This is a genomic window from Deltaproteobacteria bacterium (assembly GCA_005879795.1).
In the GTDB taxonomy this organism is placed as follows: Bacteria; Desulfobacterota; Binatia; order DP-6; family DP-6; genus DP-6.
In genome coordinates, this window is the sequence record VBKJ01000124.1 from 1 (window position 1) to 5,125 (window position 5,125).

5 protein-coding genes are annotated in these 5,125 nt (G+C 72.5%); all 5 read left to right on the forward strand.

Annotated features, from left to right (window positions below; genetic code table 11):
- Positions 1–570 precede the first annotated feature (570 nt).
- Positions 571–1,428, forward strand: coding sequence for a deoxyribonuclease IV (locus tag E6J59_06480; protein TMB21096.1), 858 nt, complete (start codon positions 571–573; stop codon positions 1,426–1,428).
- A gap of 37 nt (positions 1,429–1,465) precedes the next feature.
- Entirely contained in the window at positions 1,466–3,679 is a 2,214-nt protein-coding gene (locus tag E6J59_06485; protein TMB21097.1) for a hypothetical protein, read from the forward strand.
- 105 nt (positions 3,680–3,784) lie between these two features.
- The gene (locus tag E6J59_06490; protein TMB21098.1) at positions 3,785–4,153 is read left to right on the forward strand and encodes a cupin domain-containing protein; all 369 of its coding nucleotides are present in this window, start codon (positions 3,785–3,787) and stop codon (positions 4,151–4,153) included.
- Between the two features lie 180 nt (positions 4,154–4,333).
- Positions 4,334–4,711, forward strand: coding sequence for a DUF1841 family protein (locus E6J59_06495; protein ID TMB21100.1), 378 nt, complete (start codon positions 4,334–4,336; stop codon positions 4,709–4,711).
- Positions 4,701–5,125: hypothetical protein (locus E6J59_06500; GenBank protein TMB21099.1), on the forward strand; the 425-nt coding region annotated here is incomplete at its 3' end. The genes E6J59_06495 and E6J59_06500, both read left to right, overlap by 11 nt.

The window sequence follows — 5,125 nt, forward strand, 5'->3', positions numbered from 1 at the left end:
GGAACGTCCTCCCGGGTCGCGCTCGGCGCTTCGCCTCGCGGAACCGCGTCCGAAGCTGCGGGTGGCGCCGGCGTCAGCGCCGGGCGAAGCTCCTCGGCGGCGAGCCAGCCCTCGCAGCGGTCGCGCGTCGACCTCACGCGGTAGCGCGTCCCGGAGCCGCCACGCGGCCGCCAGGCGACGATCTCCACCTCGGCGCCATCAGCCAGCGCCGAGATGCTCCGACCCGCGTCGTCCGTCAGCGCCACGCTGCGAGGGACGCCCGGGCAGTTGATGAACAGCCGCCGTCCAACGGAGAGCACGGCCCTGGCCCGGCGCGGTTGGGGACTCGGTCGCGGACTGCTGGGTGGTCGAAGAGGCATCGGACCTCCTTCCGATCTGCCCGAACGCACCGACGCGAGGTTTGATCCGGGTGCGGGCCCCAGGCCGGGAGGCACCTGACGCCAAGCTCGTCCGCTACCTCTCCTCCGGCGCGTCGCGCCTGTCAACAGAGGCCTCCGCGCGGGTGTTGAGCTCCGGCGCCGGCGCCTGTAGCCATGGGGCCGCTTGGCCCGTCGAGTGGCACGCCCGCCAATGCCCCGGTCCGGCCCGCTCCTCGGCGCGCATCAGTCGATCGCGGGCGGGCTCCATCGCGCCCTCGAGCGCGGGCGAGCGCTCGGCTGCCAGGCGGTGCAGATCTTCACGCGCTCGGCGCGCCAGTGGGCGCTGCGCCCGCTCGCCGAGGACGAGGTGCGCGCGTTCGCCGCCGCGCGCGCGGCGACCGGCATCCGGGCGCTGCTCGCGCATGACTCCTACCTGCCCAACCCGGCGGCGCCGGTCGAGTCGCTGCGGGAGCGCTCGGTGCGCGAGCTGATCGCCGAGCTCGAGCGCTGCGAGCGCCTCGGCATCCCGTACCTGGTCGCGCACCCGGGCGCGCACTGCGGCGCGGGCGAGGACGCGGGCCTGCGCACCGCGGCGCGCTCGCTCGGCGAGGTGCTCGAGGCGTGCCGCGGCTGCACCGCCACCATCGCGCTCGAGAACACGGCCGGTCAGGGAACGCAGATCGGCTGGCGGTTCGAGCAGCTCGGGCGGCTCTGCGCCGAGGCGCGCGGGGGCGAGCGGCTGCGCGTCTGCCTCGACACGGAGCACGCCTTCGCCGCGGGCTACGACCTCCGCTCAGCCGCCGGATACGCGGCCGCGCTCGCCGAGCTCGACGCCAACCTGGGCATCGACCGGATCGTCGCGTTCCACCTGAACGACGCGAAGTGCGCGCTCGGCGGGCGGCTCGATCGCCACGAGCACATCGGTCGGGGCGCCCTCGGTCTCGGCGCCTTCCGCCGGCTGCTGCGCGACCGGCGCTTCCGCGGCCTGCCCATGTGCATCGAGACGCCGAAGGGCGCCGACCTGGCCGAGGACCGGCTGAACCTCGCCGTGCTGAGACGGCTGGCATGAGGCGGACGGCGCTCGGCCTCCTCGTGCTCGGGGCCGCATGCTCCCGCCAGGCGCCCCCGCCGCCGGCCTCGGCCCCGCCCGAGCCGCCGCGGCCGGGCGCGACGGTGACGCTCCGCTGGACGGCGCCCGTCGACCTGGACCTCTACGTGACGGATCCGGCCTTCGAGACCGTCTATTTCGCGAACCCGCGCACGGCGAGCGGCGGGGTCCTCGAGCGCGACGCCCGCTGCGCCGGGCGGCAGGCCGGCGAGCAGCTCGAGCGCGCCCGGTGGACGAACCCGCCTCCCGGGCGGTACCGTGTGGGCGTGGATTTCCTCGAGACGTGCGGCGCCGGCGCCTCCGACGAAGTGCCGTACTCGCTGCTCGTCGACGTGGACGGCGTCCGCCAGGAGATGACGGGACGCGCCCGCCGGGCCGAGCGGCAGCCCCTCGTGCTCGAGTTCCGCGTGGCCGCCCCGGCGGCCGGGGAGGTGCGATGATGAACCGCGCCCTGCTCCTCGTCTGCCTCGTCCCGCTCCTCGCGCGCGCCGAGCCGCCCGCCCCGCTCGCGGGCCGCGTCACCGACGCCGCGGGCCGGCCGGTCGTGGGCGCGCTCGTCACCGCGCGCCACCTGGAACTCGCGCGCGAGACGACGGTCTACGCCGACGGCGACGGCCGCTGGACGACGCCGCCGCTCGAGCCGGGCCGCTACCACCTGCGCGCGCGCCGGCCCGGCTTCCGCGACCGGACGGAGGTGGTGGAGCTCGCCGGCGCGACGCCCGGGAACAAGGTGCTGGTCCTCGAGCGCGAGACCGACCCGCGCGAGCTCGCCTGGCAGCTGCCGGCGAATCGGTGGCTCGCCCTCGCGGTCGCCCACCTCCCCGACGACGCGGCGCGCGAGGAGTTCCTCCGCCAGTGCACCTTCTGCCACCAGCAGGGCAGCTGGGCGACGCGCGTGCAGCGCGATCCCGAGGAGTGGCGGAAGATCTTCGCGCTCATGGCGCGCATGGGCGGCATTCTCTCGACGCGCGTGCGCAGCGGCCTGCCCGAGGCGCTGAACGCGGCCTACGCCGAGGCGTCCTACGTGCCCGCGCTCGGCGAGCACTTCGCGCCCCCGCCCCCGCCCGACGCTGTCGCGGCGCGCGCCGTGATCACCGAGTGGGAGGTCGGCGGCACGGGCTCGATGCAGCACGACATCACGGTGCATCCCGACGGGCGCGTCTACTCGGTCGACACGACCCAGGACAAGCTCTACCGCCTCGACCCGCGCACCGGCGAGCGGCGCACCTTCGACGTCCCGCGCGGCGACTCGCCCCTGGGCGGCGTGTTCACCGTCCTGCAACCGATCCCCGCCAACGCCGACGCACACGTCGCGCCGCACAGCCTCCAGGTGGCGCCCGACGGCAGCATCTGGATCACGCTCTGCCTCGGCAACAAGATCGCCCGCTTCGACCCGCGCACGGAGCGGTTCGAGATCTTCCTGCAGGAGGACGGCCTCTACCCGCACACGCTGCGCTTCGACGCGCGCGGGCGCGCCTGGTACACGCTCGCGGTCTCGAACCAGGTGGCGATGATCGACCCGCGGAGCGGCGAGCGGCGCACCTACCGCCTGCCGGCGCGCACCTGGGGCGAGACGTTCGCCGTGCGTGCCGTGCCGTGGCTCCTCTGGCTCGGCCGCTGGGTGCCGTTCAATCCCGAGGGCGGGGGCGACGCGCCGCAGCTCCCGATCCCCTACGGCATCGACATCGCGCCCGACGGCGGCGTCTGGTTCAGCCAGCTGAACGCGCACCGCATCGGCCGGCTCGACCCCGAGACGGGGGACATCCGGCTGATCGACACGCCCTTCGCCGCGCCGCGCCGGCTCCGCTTCGACTCGCGGGGCAACCTCTGGATCCCGGGCTTCAGCTCGAGCGTGCTCGCCCGCTTCGACCCGCGCGCCGGCGCGTTCCGCACCTGGGACCTGCCCACCGAGCCGCGCGGCACGGAGACCCCCTACGCGCTCAACGTCGAGCGGCGGACCGACACGGTGTGGATCTGCGGCACCCAGTCCGACACCCTGATCCGCTTCGAGCCGGCGAGCGAGCGCTTCACGGTCTACCCGCTGCCGACGCGCGTCACCTACACGCGCGAGATCGAGTTCGGCCCCGGCGGCGCAGTGTGGACGTCCAACTCGAACCTCCCCGCCTGGCAGATCGAAGGCGCCCTCCCCAAGCTGATTCGCCTCGAGCCGGAGGGTGCGGCAACCGGATCGGCGAGGCTGGTGCGGAACTAGCGGCGAGTGAAGTTCATTCCATCACGGAGGACTTGCCGCTGCTCGTCTTCTTCGCGCCAGCGGAGGGAACGGCGAACGCCGTAGACAAGCAACGGAGGTAACTCCATGGCGACGATCCTCAATGTGAACCGCGAGGGGAAGCCCCTCGCGATGGGAGACACGATCACGAACATCATCGTGTCGCGCGAGATCGGCGCTCGGCACGTCACCGTCAACCACACCCGGTATGAGCCCGGCGACGAGTTCCCCCAGCACGTCCATGAAGAGTCCGAGGACGTGCTCTTCGTGTTCACAGGCTCTGGCTGGCTGAAGGAAGGCGAGCGGATGACCCCAGTCCAGGCTGGTGACGTGATCTTCGTTCGCCCCGGTGAGGTACACGGGGTCGTAGCGGGATCGACCGGCATGGCGATCCTCGGCTGCCAGGCGCCGCCTGATCCCAAGCGAGAGCGGCTTGCCCGCGAAGCCGGGCGGTAGCGGACTCTGTGGCCGCGATTGGCCTTGGCGTTCATGGCGGAGGCCAGGATGCTCTACATGATCATCGAGCACTTCCGAGACGGCGATCCCGTTCCGGTGTACCGCCGCCTTCGCGACGAAGGCAGACTCATGCCTCACGACCTTCGCTACGTGGCGAGTTGGGTGACGGAGGACTTCCGGATAAAGCACTACGACCCGCAGCACGCGCCGGATCCCAAGGCCTGGCTCGCCCTGGACGAGGGGGAGCGCACAGAGCTCGTTCTTCAGTACCACCGGCGCGCGCGAGTGAGACTGCCCAACGTGAGACTCCATGCAACGATTCATGTCATCGTGGAGAACCAGGTCGCGCTCGGTGACGAGATCCCCGTTCGCCGGACGCTCGAGCGGTTGCGGGCAGAGGGGCTCGATCGACACGACGCCGTTCACGCCGTTGGCTCCGTCGTCGCGAAGCGTATCTACGAGCTGCTGAAGGAAGGTCTCCCCACCGGCGACCCGAACGAGCCCTACTGGGCCGAGCTGGAGAGCCTCACTGCGGAGGGTTGGAGGCATGGCGGCTGAGGCACCGATGGACGTCCTCGGCCTCGACCACGTCGATCTCACCGTCAACGATCTCGCGCGCTCGATTCCCTTCTACGAGAAGGTTCTCGGCGCCCTCGGCTTCCGCCGCGTGCCCCACGCGACATACGTCGCGTGGGCCAACGCTCACCTCGCCATCGTGCTTCGCCCGGCGGAGCGCAACGCGGTGTTCGACCGCTACCGGGTCGGCCTCCACCACCTCGCGCTCCGCGTGCGCAGCCGCGAGGAGGTGGGTCGCTTCCACGGGCTCCTCGTGCGGGAGGGGATCACGGTCCTCGATCCGCCGGCGGAGTACCCCGAGTACGGCCCGCAGTACTACGCGGTCTTCTTCGCCGATCCGGACGGGATGAAGCTCGAGGTCGTCCACTTCCCGTGGGGGTACTGGCGCAAGGTCCA